The sequence below is a fragment of the Leeuwenhoekiella sp. NPDC079379 genome (genome assembly GCF_044542075.1).
Classification (GTDB): domain Bacteria; phylum Bacteroidota; class Bacteroidia; order Flavobacteriales; family Flavobacteriaceae; genus Leeuwenhoekiella.
Genome location: NZ_JBITTU010000001.1, coordinates 412,685 through 428,259 on the forward strand (window position 1 = coordinate 412,685; position 15,575 = coordinate 428,259).

General features: G+C 37.3%; 18 protein-coding genes. 11 read left to right on the forward strand and 7 right to left on the reverse strand.

What is annotated here, in order from left to right; translation table 11 throughout:
- Nucleotides 1-254: 254 nt before the first annotated feature.
- Together ACIGAM_RS01725 and ACIGAM_RS01730 are read right to left on the reverse strand one after the other, a co-directional pair.
- Complete coding sequence (locus tag ACIGAM_RS01725) at nucleotides 255-3,278, reverse strand: leucine--tRNA ligase (RefSeq protein WP_396509738.1); 3,024 nt, start codon at nucleotides 3,276-3,278, stop codon at nucleotides 255-257.
- 97 nt (nucleotides 3,279-3,375) lie between these two features.
- Nucleotides 3,376-4,302: a ketopantoate reductase family protein gene (locus tag ACIGAM_RS01730; protein WP_396509739.1), complete on the reverse strand. Its 927-nt coding sequence runs from the start codon at nucleotides 4,300-4,302 to the stop codon at nucleotides 3,376-3,378.
- 144 nt (nucleotides 4,303-4,446) lie between these two features.
- On the opposite strand from ACIGAM_RS01730, the gene ACIGAM_RS01735 reads away from it, so the two are divergent.
- The 5 genes from ACIGAM_RS01735 to ACIGAM_RS01755 all read left to right on the forward strand — a co-directional run bounded on the left by ACIGAM_RS01735 (nucleotide 4,447) and on the right by ACIGAM_RS01755 (nucleotide 8,074).
- On the forward strand, nucleotides 4,447-5,325 hold the full coding sequence (locus ACIGAM_RS01735; protein ID WP_396509740.1) for a cell division protein FtsX: 879 nt from the start codon (nucleotides 4,447-4,449) through the stop codon (nucleotides 5,323-5,325).
- Nucleotides 5,326-5,412: 87 nt separating this feature from the next.
- Nucleotides 5,413-5,733 carry a DUF3098 domain-containing protein gene (locus ACIGAM_RS01740; protein WP_396509741.1) on the forward strand — a complete coding sequence of 107 codons (321 nt, stop codon included), beginning with the start codon at nucleotides 5,413-5,415 and terminating at the stop codon, nucleotides 5,731-5,733.
- Complete coding sequence (locus ACIGAM_RS01745; protein ID WP_396509742.1) at nucleotides 5,734-6,531, forward strand: undecaprenyl-diphosphate phosphatase; 798 nt, start codon at nucleotides 5,734-5,736, stop codon at nucleotides 6,529-6,531.
- 33 nt (nucleotides 6,532-6,564) lie between these two features.
- Complete coding sequence (gene truB, locus ACIGAM_RS01750) at nucleotides 6,565-7,266, forward strand: tRNA pseudouridine(55) synthase TruB (RefSeq protein ID WP_396509743.1); 702 nt, start codon at nucleotides 6,565-6,567, stop codon at nucleotides 7,264-7,266.
- Nucleotides 7,267-7,339: 73 nt separating this feature from the next.
- Nucleotides 7,340-8,074, forward strand: coding sequence for a hypothetical protein (locus ACIGAM_RS01755; RefSeq protein WP_396509744.1), 735 nt, complete (start codon nucleotides 7,340-7,342; stop codon nucleotides 8,072-8,074).
- Here ACIGAM_RS01755 and ACIGAM_RS01760 read toward each other — a convergent pair.
- Nucleotides 8,049-8,690, reverse strand: coding sequence for a thioredoxin family protein (locus ACIGAM_RS01760; RefSeq protein WP_396509745.1), 642 nt, complete (start codon nucleotides 8,688-8,690; stop codon nucleotides 8,049-8,051). The two genes, ACIGAM_RS01755 and ACIGAM_RS01760, sit on opposite strands and share 26 nt — an antisense overlap.
- 93 nt (nucleotides 8,691-8,783) lie before the next feature.
- Here ACIGAM_RS01760 and ACIGAM_RS01765 point away from each other — a divergent pair, with 93 nt between their 5' ends.
- The 3 genes from ACIGAM_RS01765 to ACIGAM_RS01775 are packed head-to-tail and all read left to right on the forward strand — an operon-like array spanning nucleotide 8,784 to nucleotide 10,571.
- Nucleotides 8,784-9,362, forward strand: coding sequence for a DNA-3-methyladenine glycosylase I (locus ACIGAM_RS01765; RefSeq protein WP_396509746.1), 579 nt, complete (start codon nucleotides 8,784-8,786; stop codon nucleotides 9,360-9,362).
- Entirely contained in the window at nucleotides 9,359-9,913 is a 555-nt protein-coding gene (locus ACIGAM_RS01770; protein ID WP_396509747.1) for a hypothetical protein, read from the forward strand. The genes ACIGAM_RS01765 and ACIGAM_RS01770 overlap by 4 nt, the downstream gene beginning before the upstream one ends.
- On the forward strand, nucleotides 9,894-10,571 hold the full coding sequence (locus ACIGAM_RS01775; RefSeq protein ID WP_396509748.1) for a DUF2490 domain-containing protein: 678 nt from the start codon (nucleotides 9,894-9,896) through the stop codon (nucleotides 10,569-10,571). Before ACIGAM_RS01770 ends, ACIGAM_RS01775 begins: the two co-directional genes overlap by 20 nt.
- Here the strand turns inward: ACIGAM_RS01775 and aat are convergent.
- The 3 genes from aat to ACIGAM_RS01790 form a co-directional block, all read right to left on the reverse strand.
- The gene (gene aat, locus ACIGAM_RS01780) at nucleotides 10,566-11,204 is read right to left on the reverse strand and encodes a leucyl/phenylalanyl-tRNA--protein transferase (protein WP_396510081.1); all 639 of its coding nucleotides are present in this window, start codon (nucleotides 11,202-11,204) and stop codon (nucleotides 10,566-10,568) included. The two genes, ACIGAM_RS01775 and aat, sit on opposite strands and share 6 nt — an antisense overlap.
- Before the next feature lie 152 nt (nucleotides 11,205-11,356).
- On the reverse strand, nucleotides 11,357-11,737 hold the full coding sequence (locus tag ACIGAM_RS01785; protein ID WP_396509749.1) for a DUF3127 domain-containing protein: 381 nt from the start codon (nucleotides 11,735-11,737) through the stop codon (nucleotides 11,357-11,359).
- A gap of 33 nt (nucleotides 11,738-11,770) precedes the next feature.
- On the reverse strand, nucleotides 11,771-12,652 hold the full coding sequence (locus ACIGAM_RS01790; RefSeq protein ID WP_396509750.1) for a flavin reductase family protein: 882 nt from the start codon (nucleotides 12,650-12,652) through the stop codon (nucleotides 11,771-11,773).
- A gap of 181 nt (nucleotides 12,653-12,833) precedes the next feature.
- On the opposite strand from ACIGAM_RS01790, the gene ACIGAM_RS01795 reads away from it, so the two are divergent.
- Genes ACIGAM_RS01795 through ACIGAM_RS01805 form a run of 3 tightly spaced genes read left to right on the forward strand, consistent with a single transcriptional unit; the run spans nucleotide 12,834 to nucleotide 14,962 of the window.
- On the forward strand, nucleotides 12,834-13,985 hold the full coding sequence (locus ACIGAM_RS01795; RefSeq protein WP_396509751.1) for a sensor histidine kinase: 1,152 nt from the start codon (nucleotides 12,834-12,836) through the stop codon (nucleotides 13,983-13,985).
- On the forward strand, nucleotides 13,985-14,572 hold the full coding sequence (locus ACIGAM_RS01800) for an NUDIX domain-containing protein (RefSeq protein ID WP_396509752.1): 588 nt from the start codon (nucleotides 13,985-13,987) through the stop codon (nucleotides 14,570-14,572). Before ACIGAM_RS01795 ends, ACIGAM_RS01800 begins: the two co-directional genes overlap by 1 nt.
- 33 nt (nucleotides 14,573-14,605) lie before the next feature.
- On the forward strand, nucleotides 14,606-14,962 hold the full coding sequence (locus ACIGAM_RS01805) for a hypothetical protein (protein ID WP_396509753.1): 357 nt from the start codon (nucleotides 14,606-14,608) through the stop codon (nucleotides 14,960-14,962).
- Nucleotides 14,963-14,982: 20 nt separating this feature from the next.
- Here the strand turns inward: ACIGAM_RS01805 and ACIGAM_RS01810 are convergent, their stop codons facing one another.
- Entirely contained in the window at nucleotides 14,983-15,372 is a 390-nt protein-coding gene (locus ACIGAM_RS01810) for an HIT family protein (protein ID WP_396509754.1), read from the reverse strand.
- Between the last annotated feature and the right edge of the window lie 203 nt (nucleotides 15,373-15,575).

The following is a 15,575-nucleotide window of genomic DNA, read 5'->3' on the forward strand; positions in this document are numbered from 1 at the left end:
GCTGTCGTTTTGACGGGTAATTACGTTTTCCGAGATTTTTACCGAAATTAAATATTGTATTTCGCTGTCACTTCGAGTGATTTTTGAGAGGCTGAGCTCGAAAAAATAGTATCGAGAAGTATCGTTGACGAGAAATACTTGAACTCTCGAGACTTCTCGATACACCTGAAACTCCGCTACCGCTGTACTTCAGCCACTCGAAGTGACATCTTCAAGTTTTCAATTTAAAAATCCCCCTTTGGGGGTTAGGGGGATTAACCCACAAAATTCACAATCTTACCCGGCACAATAATCACCTTTTTAGGTTCGCGGCCACCCAAATATTCCTGGGTTTTCTCGTGTGCACGTACTGCCTTTTCAATTTCTTCTTTAGAAAGATCTAGCGGAAGCTCCATTGTAAAACGCATTTTCCCGTTAAATGAAATCGGATATTCTTTGCTACTTTCTACCAAATGTTTTGCGTCAAATTCTGGAAATGGCGCGGTAGCGATAGACTCGCTGTGCCCTAATAAACTCCACAATTCTTCTGCAATGTGTGGCGCATAAGGCGAAATCAACACCGCCAACGGCTCCAGCACTTCTCTGCTGTTGCACTTTAATGCGGAAAGTTCGTTTACCGCAATCATAAATGTAGAAACCGAAGTATTGAAACTGAAGTTCTCAATATCTTCCTGAGCCTTTTTAATGGTCTTATGCAACACTTTCATAGCCTCTTTAGAAGCAGCATCTTCTGAAACCGCAAAGTCTCCCAAGTTTCCGGATGCATCTACTGTGTGATACAACTTCCATAATTTTTTAAGGAAGTTATGCACTCCCGTGATTCCTGCAGTATTCCAGGGTTTTGCCTGTTCTAACGGACCTAAAAACATCTCATACATACGCAGCGTATCGGCGCCGTACTCCTCACAAATATCATCGGGATTGACCACGTTGTATTTGGATTTAGACATTTTTTCAACTTCGCGGGATACGACGTATACGTCTCCTCCATTTTCAAACTCTCTACCATTTTCGCAATATAATGGAGACTGTGAGAATTGAAAATATTTTTTATCTTCAAAAAACTCTCTTATATCTAAATTATTTTTTAAGTCTACAAGATCAACGTCTACCCTATAATTAAAAACTCCGTAAGTAAGTTTCTCCCCTTCAACAGTATTTATTTTGACATTCAAATGTTTATCATAACCGTCTTTCAATTTCTTCGGTAAGTCATTAAAATCACCGTCAGGTAAAAGGTTATGATGTAATTCCTCTTGAGAAATTATAAACTGTGGCACTAATGGCTCCGACATAGTCCCAAACTTAGGGTGAAATGATTCCTTATTAAACTGCAAAACTTTTATAAACGCACTTTCCCCCAAAATCATTCCCTGGTTGATGAGCTTTTTAAAAGGTTCTTCAACCGGTGCAAAACCGCGGTCTTTTAAAAATTTCACCCAGAATCGGCTGTATAGTAAATGACCGGTAGCGTGTTCGCTACCGCCAATGTACAAGTCCACATCCTGCCAATAGTCCATCGCTTCTTTTGACGCAAAAGCTTCATCACGCAAAGCTTTCTCCATATACCTGAAGAAATACCAGCTTGACCCTGCCCAACCCGGCATCGTATTCAATTCTAAAGGAAATATAGTTTTATGATCAATTTTCTCATTGCTAACAATCTTATTTTGAGTAGCATCCCATGCCCAGACATCTGCGCGGCCTAAAGGTGGCTCACCTTCTTCAGTGGGTAAATATTTTTCTACTTCAGGTAAGCGAATGGGCAAATGCTCAGGCGCGATCATTTGCGGCATTCCGTCTACATAATAGGTCGGGAACGGTTCGCCCCAATAGCGCTGGCGGCTAAAAACTGCGTCGCGCAAGCGGTAGTTGATTTTGCCTTCTCCCTGCCCTAATTCTTCCAGTGCTTCAATCGCTTTGGGAAGCGCTTGTTTATAAGACAATCCGTTTAAGAAATCAGAATCTTTAAGCGGCGTATTATCTTTTTCGGCGTATGCCTGCTCACTAATATCAACCCCATCAAATATATTTTTAATAGGAATATTGAAATGTTTTGCAAAATCCCAATCCCGCTGATCCCCACAAGGAACTGCCATTACGGCCCCTGTACCATAACCGGCAAGCACATAATCTCCTATCCAGATCGGGATAGGCTCTTTGGTAAATGGGTGCTCTGCATACGCTCCTGTAAATGCTCCCGAAATAGTTTTTACATCAGCCATACGCTCACGCTCACTGCGTTTTGCAGTTGCTGCTATATACGCATCAACTTCTGCTTTTTGCTCTGGAGTGGTAATCTCATTAACCAAATCTAGTTCTGGAGCAAGTGTCATAAACGTAACCCCAAAAATAGTATCAGGACGAGTTGTGAACACAGATATACTCTTTTCGCTGTCTTTAATAGCAAATTCTACTGAAGCCCCCTTACTTCTCCCAATCCAATTGGTTTGTGAGTCTTTAAGCGGCTGTGGCCAGTCTATATCTTGCAATCCATCTAGTAAACGCTGTGCATAGGCACTGATGCGCATACTCCACTGTTTCATTTTTTTACGCACCACAGAATGTCCGCCACGTTCTGAAACGCCGTTTATAATCTCATCGTTTGCTAAAACCGTTCCCAATGCAGGACACCAGTTTACTTCGGTTTCTGCAAGGTAGGTTAAGCGATATTTTAAAAGGATTTCTTGTTTCGCTTTCGCGGAAGCGTTTTTCCAATCTTCAGCAGTGAAGGATACTATATCCTCATCACAAACGGCATTAACTGAAGCATTTCCGTTAGCTTCAAATTTTGCAATAAGGGTGTCTACGTGTTCTGCTTTGTTGGTTTCTTTATTGTACCAACTTTCAAAAAGCTGAATAAAAACCCATTGCGTCCAGCGGTAATACTCAGGCTCAGAAGTGCGCACTTCGCGACTCCAATCAAATGAAAAACCTATTTTATCAAGCTGCTCGCGGTAGCGTGCAATGTTGGTTTCAGTCGTAATAGCAGGGTGTTGCCCGGTTTGAATGGCATATTGCTCTGCCGGCAAACCAAATGAATCATAACCCTGTGGGTGTAACACATTAAAACCTTGATGGCGCTTGTAACGCGCATAAATATCACTGGCGATATACCCTAACGGATGCCCCACGTGTAAGCCTGCTCCCGAAGGATACGGAAACATGTCAAGCACATAATATTTAGGCTTGTCGCTGTTATTTTGAGCTTCAAAAGTACCGTTAACTTTCCAGTGCTTTTGCCATTTTTCTTCAATCGCGTTAAAATCGTAGTTCATTGCCGTGTGTTACTTTGCGCACAGGGTGCGTTATAATAGGCGGCAAATTTACAATTTTAAAGGGATTTGGTGTTTTGCTTTCGCGAAAGCTATAAAGCTACGATCGTGCTTCTTTTTCCATAGGTTTAAGGCATTCATAAATGAGCTCATTTATAGGAACCGGAATCCCAAGACGTTTCCCTTCCCTAACAATATAGCCGTTAAAATTATCGAGTTCGCTAGGCTTGCCCTCCATAATATCACGCTGTGTAGAAGCAGTAACATCTGCCCCTTGATTTTGTATGGCTTCAAAAACAGAATTCATATGCGCTTCGGTAAGATTAATACCTTTGGCTTTTGCTACCTTAAAAATCTCCTGAGCCGTATCTTTCATCATATTAAACAGGTAGTCGCTAGATCTAATTTTACCCATAGGCACACGCACTAAACCACCAAGACCACTAATAGTACAGATAAACAAAAATTTTTTCCAGATCTCTACTTGAATATTATCAACTAATTGAACTGTTACATCACCCACTTCCTCAAACATTTCTTTGATTCTTTTTGCTCGATCTGTAAGACTTCCATCAATCTCTCCCAGGGTAATACTTGGCTCAAAATGCGGATGCTTAATTTTGCCCGCACCATCTACAAAACTAACTATGCGGCACAAACCACCTAAAACCGACGCTTCAGGAAGTACTTCAAGAATCATTTCGGCATTTGCTGCACCATTTTGTAAGGGTAAGAATACCGTTTCCGGTGTTACATAAGGTTTCAGTTTTTTAATCGTCTCACTTACCTGCCACGATTTTACACCAAGAATTACAAGGTCTGGAGTAGGTATTATACTCAAATCATCTGTTGCAAGATCTGGAACCGCAGTAAAGTCGCCTTTGTAGCTAGCAACTTGTAAACCGTTATCTTGTATTGATTTAAGATGTTTACCCCGAGCGATAAAGGTTACATTATGATTTGTCTGTGTGAGTTTTCCGCCAAAATAGCCGCCTACACCACCTATACCATATATAAGAATATTCATCGTTTTCTATTTATATTTTAAATTTAAAATCTGTTTAAGAACGCTGTTATTCTGAAAAAGACAAACTAAAAATACAAAATGCAGAAAGGGTGCGTTTAAGAAGCACGAACTTTAGTATTTTTACGCAAAATTTTAGTAAGCCTCATGTCGTCATCTTTTGAAAAATTTCAACGCCGCAGATTGATTTCATCGTATTTTTCGGTGGTTCTAAGTATTGCTTTGGTGCTGTTTTTACTGGGTTTATTAGGCCTTTTAGTGCTCAACTCTAAGAAAGTTGCAGATCACTTTAAAGAGCAAATTGCACTTACGGTATATCTAAAAGATGATGCAAAAGATGTAGAAATGAAGCAGCTCGAAAAGACCTTAGCGCTTGCAGACTACACAAAATCTACTCAATTTGTCTCTAAAGAGGAAGCTGCAGAAGAACATAGTAAAGAAATAGGTGAAAATTTTATGGATTTTTTAGGGTACAACCCACTACAAAATTCAATAGATGTGTATATGAAAGCAGACTTTGTTTCTGCCGCTCAGGTAAAAGAAATAGCTGACGAATTGATGACTAAAGATTTTGTGGAAGAAGTTAATTATGATCAGCCATTAATTTCTTTGCTCAATGACAACATCAAGAAAATTAGTTTATGGATTGTGATTATTAGCGGCGTATTTACTTTAATTGCGGTATTGCTTATTAATAGCGCAATTCGCCTATCTGTTTATTCTAAACGATTTACGATAAAAACTATGCAAATGGTGGGTGCAACAAAAGGTTTTATACGCAGGCCTTTTATCTGGTTAAGTATGAAACTGGGGATGGTAGGTGCTATAATTGCACTAGCCGGAATGGCAGCAGTATTGTACTACTTAAATGAGACGTTTCCAGAGCTTGAGTTGTTACGCGATAAAATGATTTTAGCTATTTTATTTGTAGGTGTATTTGCCGCTAGTGTTATCATAACCTGGTTTAGTACATTTTTAGCAACACAGCGTTTCCTGAATTTAAGAACAGACGAGCTTTACTATTAGATCTAAGACTTAAGGTTTTAGATAAGAGAGAAAGGAGAAAAAATCTCTTTTAACGCATAATAAATAACATTTAACTCTTAACGAGAAATGGGAGAACAGAAACGAAAAAAAGAAAACGAACTGCACCGCAGTAGCTTTATATTTAAGAAAAAAAATTATCAAGTAATGCTTATAGGCCTTGGCGTGATTGCATTGGGCTTTATATTAATGTCTGGTGGTGGAAGTGACGATCCTAACGTTTTTAATCCGGAAATTTACAACTGGAGACGTATACGTCTAGCTCCTGCTTTAGTATTAATAGGTTTTGGGATAGAAGTGTATGCGATTTTATTGAACCCAGACTCATCTTCAACAATAACACGAGATAAAGTTTCTGAAACTTTTCCTAAGGATAAGCACACCAAGTAAATGGATATAATAGATGCTATAATACTGGGTATAATTCAAGGACTTACCGAATTTTTACCGGTATCGTCAAGTGGTCATCTCGAATTAGGTAAGGCTATTTTAGGGGATAATACACTACCAGAAGAAAGTCTTTTATTTACCGTAGTACTTCATTTTGCTACAGCTTTGAGTACACTGGTTGTATTTAGAAAAGACATTTTTGATATCATAAAAGGTTTATTTCAATTTAAATGGAATGAAGAATCTCAATTTGCGATCAAAATCATATTATCTATGATACCTGCTGTTCTTATCGGTTTGTTTTTTGAAGAGCAATTAGAATCCCTTTTTGGTGGAAATATATTGCTGGTAGGGATGATGCTTATAGTTACAGCACTTTTATTATGGCTTGCTGATAAAGCAAAAGACACACAAAAACCCGTAAGTTACCGCAACGCTGTTGTGATAGGTATTGCACAGGCAATAGCAATGCTTCCCGGTATATCAAGAAGTGGCGCTACAATTTCTACCTCGGTTTTATTAGGAAATGACAAAGCTAAAGCTGCCAGATTTTCATTCTTAATGGTGGTACCTTTAATATTTGGAAAAATAGCTAAAGATATTTTGGGAGGTGAAATAACTACAGACTCTGGTAATTTTACAGCACTTTCTATTGGGTTTATTGCAGCATTTTTAAGTGGCCTCGTAGCTTGTACCTGGATGATTAAACTCGTTAAAAAGAGTAAGCTTTCATATTTTGCAATTTACTGCCTAGTGGTAGGAATTATTGCAGTAGGTTTTGGGTATTCTAACCTTTAACTCTATTTTTTAATAGCATTTCACAAAATCATTATGCAGTTTACCGAAGAAGACTTCAAAGAAGGACAGGTTTTGCTTTTTGACAAACCGCTTAACTGGACCTCGTTTCAGCTGGTTAACAAGGCGCGGTGGTTAATACGCAAAACATTTAATATTAAAAAAATCAAAGTAGGTCACGCAGGCACTTTAGATCCTCTGGCTACAGGATTGCTTATTATTTGCACCGGCAAGTTTACTAAGCGTATTGAGGAGTTTATGGGGCAGGAAAAAGAATATACAGGAACATTTGTTCTTGGTGCTACCACACCATCTTATGACTTAGAGACTGAAATAAATGCTACCTTCCCTACTTCACAAATCACCGAAGAATTAATACATGCCACAACAGCACAATTCACAGGAAGCATTCAGCAAAAACCACCAGTTTTTTCAGCTTTAAAAAAGGAAGGTAAACGCCTTTATGAGTTTGCCCGTGCAGGAGAAGAAGTAGAAATACCTACACGTGAAGTACATATTTCTTCATTTAAAATAACACGTATTGCACTCCCTGAAGTAGATTTTGAAGTAAGCTGCAGTAAGGGTACTTACATACGCTCGCTGGCTCACGATTTTGGAAAAGCTTTAAATTCTGGGGCACATCTTTCCGCTTTGCGCAGAACAAAAATTGGTGCTTATTCGGTTACAGAGGCTACAAATCTTGAAGATTTTGAAGCCGCTTTAAATAACGCAGATTAGTCATACAATTAGCACGAGGTTCTTCCGTTTTGTTTAACAGCAACGCACGCTGCGTTTTTGTATTTTTACAGTTATGAAATTATCACCAGAAGATAAAGCAATGCTTATCACCTTTAGCGGTGCCAGCATCTTTGTTCTGGTTTTTTTCTTTTTGACAATAAACCCGTATGATACTTCACAGGTAGAAGAATTTATACCAATTCCTATAATTCAAGATATTCCTGAAGAGGAGCAACAACTTGAGCAACTTGAAGAAACGCAACAACTTAGTCAGAAAATGACAAATCAAGCGCAAAGTAGTAACAGGCTGGTGCGTGAGGCAAATAGATTTTTTAGTCAGCAAAATCAGGTTGACAATGCTTTAAAAACAGACTCTGAAACAGCTGATCCTTCAGAAGATAACGACGGGGACGATGAGTCATTCCCAGATTACCAACAGCGTATCGCTTTATTAAAGCAAAAACGAAAAGAAAAACAGTCTGCTGGAGAAAGTAGCACCTCAAAAGAGGTTTCTAAAGTAAATACCTCAAGCTACAGACGCAGCACTGTCACCTATCACCTAAATGATCGTAATGCCATTAAAATACCTAACCCGGTATATACATGCGACGCCACAGGAAAAGTGGTTATTAATATTGAAGTAACTAATCTGGGCAGCGTGAGTAAGGTTTATTTTAATAAAGCGGCTTCTACAACAACAAATGGCTGCCTACTTGATCAGGCCTTAGAGTATGCGCAACAGGCGATATTTAATGACAGCCCCAGACCTTCTCAATTAGGCACTATAACTTTTGAGTTTCAAGGTTAAGAGCGCTTAATATCAACAGTAGTTCTGAGAGTATAGACATCCCTTTATCTTTATTATACCACAATTGCAACTCTTCTTTAAATGAAGGTTTAATCTCACCAAACTGCGCTTTATGGTCATCAACTAATTTTTGAGCCGCTGCAGAACGTGATCCCCAGGTTGTTAAAATCTTTTGAGTAAGAGCATCCTGAACAATTAATTTAGGAATAGACATCGCTCCGTTTGTTAGAAAAGCATCCATCAATTGAGGATGATCATCTCTCAGAATTACTTTAAAATTAATAGCAGGTTGTAATTCTGCAATACGATTCATAACGGCAAGTGCCGGTGGTGCATCGCCACACCAGCTTTCAGAAAGTACAAGCCAGTTTAACGGTCTGTTAAACATTTTTATTTGTAGTTCTTGATCTTGAGTAATTCGTAATGTTTTATCCCAGCGCTTCATACGCTTATCATTAAGCACCGTATAATTTGACAGTGCTTCTGATTGGGTATGACCCGTGCTAGTAAAAGAGACTACATGTTTTGCAACCAATATGCGATAATCTGCATAGGTCAAACCGTCTATAGCAGCCTGCTTTGCAAATTCCTGAACTTCGATAGGATTTAAACTCATTTCAAAAAAGTCGGTATTTCAGAACTTAACTTACATCTGTAAAATGTCATGATTATAAATGTTTATCTTTAAATAATTAGATAAATTAGATATATGACAATTCAAAGATGTGGCTGGTGCACAGGAGATGCGCTCTATGAGGCGTATCACGATACTGAATGGGGAGTTCCTGTATATGATGAAGCAACACTTTTTGAATTTCTAATATTAGAAACCTTTCAGGCAGGTTTAAGCTGGATTACTATTTTACGCAAGCGCGAAAACTTTAGCGAAGCGCTAGATAATTTTGATTACAAAAAGATTGCTAACTATCCCGATGAAAAGTTAGCAGAGCTTATGAATAATCCCGGGATAATTAGAAATAAGCTAAAAATTAAAGCTACTGTTTCTAACGCAAAAGCATTTATTAAAATTCAGGAAGAATTTGGCACGTTTTCAAAATACATCTGGAATTTCGTAGATCATAAGCCGATACAAAATGCAGTTCTAAATTATAAAGAAGCTCCCCCAACTACAGCTGTTAGTGATGCACTATCTAAAGATTTAAAAAAACGTGGATTCAAATTTACAGGCTCTACCGTTATTTATGCGCATATGCAAGCTACAGGAATGGTAAATGATCATGAGATAACTTGTTTTAGATATAATCAAATCAAAGAATTAAACCCGTGAGGCAGCTAATATTTTTCATCTTAATATCTGGTTTTAGTGCGCTAAATGCACAAGGAATAAAACAGGAATACGAGCAAAAAATTGATGCTCAACAAATGCCTGCGGAAGCCTTAAACTATATTGAAAATCTTAAAATAGAAAAGCAAAAGATGCGTTACTATAAAGAAATAGATGGTGCTGCGACTAGCTTTGAGTCTAAATTTAAATCTAAAGGATATCTATATAGTGTAGAGTTTAATGAGAACGGTAAACTCGAGGATGTTGAGGTCGAAATTTCAATACAAGAAATAGGAAGTGCATTAAAACCCATTGAGAACTATCTAAACACTACCTTTGAACGGCATAGAATTGAAAAAATTCAAGCACAATATAAACCCAATAATACGTTTGAGAATACTGTTCCCAACAATCCTGATGCCTGGGAATTAATTGTAGCCACAAAAACCACAGCCAATAAATTAGAGCGATTTGAAATGACATTTGACCAAAATGGTAATCTTCTAAGATCGCGTGAAGTAGTGAGACAACCGTATGACTTTTTATTATTCTAGATTCCTCTTTTTAGCAGTTCTCTTCCCTCTGTGCGTTCTTAGTCAAAATACAGAATTTTTAAACCAGCACGAGGTATCCTTAAATTACAATCCAGAAACAAGATGGAGTTTTAATTTTGAGTTTACTAATCGCAATACCTTTCCTACATCTGAGGAAGCTTACACAGTACAGCATTTAGAATTATCACATTTTACGACCTACCAAAGTGGTTTCTACGGTAGTTTTAGTTTAGGATTACGCTATAGAAACCGAGAACTTTTTGATGCAGAACGCAGTAATGAAGTGCGTTTAACACAACAGTATAATTACGTGAGATCCTATAATCAATACCGCATAGGTCACAGATTTAGGCTAGAAGAACGATTGTATACAGGAGAAACTGCCTATAGATTACGCTATAGATTAGGCATTGATTTTCCGCTTCAGGGCTTGCGTTTAGATACGGGTGAATTTTACACGGCCATTAACTTTGAGAACGTATACAGTATTCAGGCTCAAGAAAAGCCAGACTTTAATCAGCGACTGTCGCTCGCACTTGGCAATAAAATAAACGCTGTGACAAAACTTCAGATTGCTATAGAATATAGAAAAGATGATTTTTTAATTGACGAGTCAAACAGAGTATTCTTATATACTTCAGCAAAAATTGATTTATAACAGATAAGATAAGAATTGAGTTCTGCTTATTTCTGAAGCTCCCATACGCTCCAGATGCTCTGTATGTACTTGACAGTCTATTAATTTATAATCTTCTCTTTGAAGTTTTTGCGCCAGCGTTATGAGTGCAACCTTACTGGCATTACTCACTTTTGCAAACATACTTTCCCCACAAAATAGTTGCTTTTCCTTTAGATTTAAACCGTATAGACCACCTACGAGCTCTTCATTTTGCCATACCTCAACAGATTCTGCAACGCCTATCTCGTGTAATTTTTGATATGCTTCTAACATTTCATTAGTTATCCAGGTTCCGTTTTGACCATCTCGCTTTATGCGTTTACAATTTAAAACCACGTCAAGAAAACAGGTATTATAAGTGACCTTAAATACTTTTTCTCGCAGCAGTTTACGCATTGTTTTTGAGATGTGAACTTCGGCAGGTTTTAGTACCATTCGCGGGTCTGGAGACCACCATAAAACAGGTTGACCATCATTATACCACGGAAAAATACCTTTAGAGTACGCATCTAACAATCTCTCTACAGATAAATTTGCCCCTACAGCAAGCAAACCATCCTCATCTGCATAGCTGTAATCTGGAAAAGGCTGATGTTCGTTTATATAAATGATAGCGTCTAAATTTAATTATGATTGATTTTACAACCTTTAATTCAAGAATAATCAAATTACAATTTTAGTGCCATATTTTTTTGAAGGTACTACAAAGAAATAACCCCTGTAGCCTTAAAGTTACAGGGGTTATTTATTAATTTAAAATTAGATTAAAATGGTAAATCATCGTGATCATCATCATCAAAATCTGAAGCAGGCTCAAATTGATCTGCTGGTGGTACAGGAGGCATACCTGCAGCACCAGGTGAAGAACCTTCTAGATTCTCTATTCTCCAACCTTGAATACTGTTGAAATATTTTGTCTCTCCTTGTGGATTTACCCACTCACGACCACGTAAATTGATACTAATTTTCACATTCTGACCAGGCTTATAACTATCTAATAAGTCTGTCTTATCTTGTACAAACTCAACCATAATATGTTGAGGATACTGCTCTTCAGTAGTTACAACAATCTCACGCTTTCTAAAGCCATTACTTCCAAAGCTTTGCGTATCGCCTACCATTTTTACTTTTCCCTGTACTTCCATCTTAGTTGTTTATTGTTATACGTGCCTTTTGTATTAGGCTAAAATTAATTTCCAGGCATCACCTGTATTGTCTTGATTAATCAAGTCGCGCACTTTTAAATGCAGTTCTTGATTTTCTTTATTGGTTATCAGAAGTTTTAAATCTTCATTATTATCTAAAAAAGCTGTGATCTCTTCTGCTGAAGGTACACGCTCTACGTTTCCTAATTTACCTAAATCATTACCCGTAAGCACACTACTATACCTAAATTTTTCAGGAATTTGATCTACGCCTATGCCTAAATTACGCAAAGGTTTTGGTACTTCAAACATTCCTTCTATGGCGCGTGTATACCAGTTAGCTCCCATACGGGCAACTAAATCTAGTTTATGCTCATTAATGGTATGATCATCATTTAATATCGCTTTCTGCAAATGTATTTTTACAATTTCGCAAATTACAAGATTACCAGCTCCACCTTCATTTCCTAACGCAACAACATCTTTTACTTTACATTCAAATTGCACAGGTGATTCTTTCACTCTAAAAGGCTTCACCATTTCTGACGCTTCTTTTGTAAATCCTCCTTTTACAAACTCATCTACACCAGCATCATAATCTGTACTTGTAAGTGACATTTGTTGAACCATCGCATAATTAACGCTATTTATAACCACTTCTCCCGTAGCTATAATGTTATCTAAGGTATGCTTAGTCGTATTATCTCTACCCCGGCGTACTGGCGAAAAAACCACAACTGGCGGGTTAGAACTAAACACATTAAAAAAGCTATAGGGCGCGAGATTAGGCCTACCGTCTGCATCTAATGTACTCGCAAATGCTATAGGCCGTGGGCCAACAGAACCAGACAAAATACCATAAACGCTGGCATTATCTGTATTTGCAGGATCAATGGTAACAAATTCTTTGTTCATTTTGCAAAGGTAGGCATACGGTATTACACTTAAAACCGTTTTGATTACAATAATTCTCTAAGAAATATTTTATATTTAGATAAGTCTCTTTATTATTTACAGATCATAATCAAGAAAAAAAACTAAGATTTGCACAGATATATATCAAAAAGCTTTTTTTTAGATTAAAGACAAGAACTTTATGAACTTTAACCCAGATCAACGGTTCTCTCGCTGGTTTATAATCTTTGCCGCTGTAGTAATCACAGCCCTCATTCTCTGGAATGTTTCTTTATTTTTTGACCAGCTCAAACAGTCAGAACGCGATCGCATGCAAATCTGGGCCTCTTCTATGGAAGCTTTTAATACTGAAGACATTAATCAATACTATGCATTAAGCCAGAAAATAAATTCTAAAAATCAATACATCCCAATTATAATCACAGATGACCAGGACAGTATTGTAAACAGTATAAATATTCCGGAAGCAGTACTAAAAGACGCCGTAAGATCACAAGAGCTTTTAATGGAAATGGCTACTGAGAATGAACCCATACGTATTGATATCACCGGCGGCGATTTACAATATGCGTACTACGGGCATTCTCCTGTTATTAATCAGCTTAAATACTTTCCTATTGTTTTAGTAATAATTGTCATCCTGTTTATTGCCGTAATTTATTTCTTCTACGCCACCTCAAAAGCTTCTGAGCAAAATCTCGTTTGGGCCGGTATGGCAAAAGAAACAGCACACCAGATAGGCACACCACTGTCTTCACTAGTGGGGTGGACAGAAATTTTAAAAAGTGAAAATGTAAATCCGGAATACCTGGTAGAAATCAATAAAGATATCACCAGGCTTGAGACCATAACCGGCAGATTTTCTAAAATAGGTAGTATCCCAAAACTAGAGCGTAAAAATATAATTCTAGAAACACAGGATGCCTTTGAATACCTTTCAAAACGCAGCTCTAAACTTATAGATTTTGAAATAGACGTACCTCAGGGAGAACTTTATGTAATGCTCAACAAAGAACTTTTTGCGTGGAGTATAGAAAACCTCGTTAAAAATGCAATTGACGCCATGAAAGGCAAGGGAGCCTTGAAGCTTACCTTAAAGCGAGATACCCGCTACGCTAAAATTTTAATTAAAGATACCGGTAAAGGAATCCCAAAAATGAATTTCTCAACTATTTTTGAACCCGGTTACACTACTAAGAAAAGAGGCTGGGGATTGGGCTTATCACTTACAAAACGTATTATAGAAGAATATCACGATGGGCAGGTACGCGTTTTGCATAGCGAAATAAATAAAGGAACAACATTTCAAATTGCCTTAAAACTGGTAGATTAATGAATGAAAATGTAAGAAATATGAACGTCACCGTGTTGTCTGACAACTGGTACACGCTAAATAAAGTAGATTTTGAATACCTCAATAAAGATAACGAGTGGGAAAAACAATCTCGTGAAGCCTACGATAGGGGTAATGGTGCCGTTGTGCTACTCTACAATAACCTACAAAAAACTATAATTCTTACCCGTCAGTTTAGAATGCCTACTTATTTGAATAAAAATAATGATGGGATGATGATTGAAGCCTGTGCTGGATTACTTGATGAAAACGACCCTACTACGGCGATTTTAAAAGAGATTGAAGAAGAAACAGGCTACAAAGTAGACAAGGCTACAAAAATATTTGAATCGTATATGTCGCCCGGCTCTGTTACAGAAATCCTACACTTCTTTATTGCAGAATATTCTAAGAAACAAAAAGTGTCTGAAGGTGGCGGTGCTGCAGATGAAACAGAAAATATTGAAGTGCTTGAATACCAATTTGAAGAAGCGATAAACCTTATGAAAACTGGCGCTATAAAAGATGCTAAAACAATTATGCTTCTACAATATGCCCAAATAAATCTGGTAGATCTTGGTAAATAATTTAATTTAGCAGCATCAATCAATAGATGAATTATGGCTACTACGTACGTTAAATTTGGTGAATCCAAAATACGTAACAATTGTCCTAAATGTTTTGCCCAGGACGGTCTCGTTTTCAGTTTCTCTAATAAAGTAGTGGAGACTAAGTTAATGAGTAAGGCCACAAAAGAAATTAAAGGAGAACTTACTTGCAGTCATTGCGAAACCATCATCTACCCTGCACTATGGACTGACGAGATTGACCGCGTTTACCTGTACAATTTAAAACGTATAGGCAATCCTGACGTTTACACCCGCTTTAAACCTTTAGCAGTGGGTATTTTTGTAGGTATTACCATAGCTATTGCGGGTGTTGCATTTGCTATTTATACCTTACAACAACCTCAATAAATGACTTCATATAAAATATCTTACAACGCTGCGTTGATTTGAGATGCTAATTCTTTAAATTCAGCCTCAGTAAGTGATTTTTTTGAAATAAACCGTGCATCTTCCATTGTTGTTAAGGGGATCAAATGTACATGTACATGTGGCACTTCAAGACCTATAACAGAAACTCCTATTCGTTTACAATCTACTACCTTTTCGAGAGAAATTGCGACTTTTCGGCTAAAAGACATAAGCGCTATATATTCTACTTCAGAAAGATCAAATAATTTGTTCACTTCCTTTTTAGGAATACAAAGCGTATGCCCCTTTGCGTTAGGATTAACGTCTAAAATTGCAATATGCTTGTCGTCTTCTGCAACAATATGACCTGGGATTTCGCGATTTATAATTTTTGTGAAAATTGATGCCATAGTGATTTCCTTATTTTTTTCGAAGGTAACGAGAATGTATTTTTCTTCCTAATTTATGTTCTTCAAACAGTACATTTGGCAAAATAAAGTGATTAATAAATTTAAAAATTCACTTTATTTTTAACATAGTTTAAAGTACCCCCCAACAGAATAGCATATTCTCAGGATTTATCGGTTTCATTGCTTTATTAAAAGTGTTTTTC